The organism is Patiriisocius sp. 208BN25-11 (genome assembly GCF_058147145.1).
The window spans coordinates 1-242 of sequence record NZ_JBYVJY010000110.1 but is presented as its reverse complement, the minus strand read 5'-3'; the positions used below and the strand labels follow the sequence as shown (position 1 = coordinate 242).

The window sequence follows — 242 nt, the reverse complement described above, 5'->3', positions numbered from 1 at the left end:
AGGAAGCGTAAGACGCGCCATGCAAGCAGTTGGTTTTACCGTAGAAAGACTCCCAGGCCCTACCGGGAAAAGGGAAATGCTGCGGGCTACAAAACCGTCAAACTAGTAAAGTGTTTTCGCAGCATTCATGCAATAAATGCTGCGGGCTACAAAACCGTCAAACTAGTAAAGTGCTTTCGCAGCATTCATGAAATAAATGCTGCGGGCTACAAAACCGTCAAACTAGTAACGTGTTTTCGCAG

Annotated in this window: 1 protein-coding gene; it reads left to right on the top strand. The window is 46.7% G+C overall.

Features of this window, described 5'->3' with window-relative positions; genetic code table 11:
* Nucleotides 1–106: MnmC family methyltransferase (locus ACY2RS_RS15770; protein WP_490099607.1), on the top strand; the 106-nt coding region annotated here is incomplete at its 5' end.
* Nucleotides 107–242 lie beyond the last annotated feature (136 nt).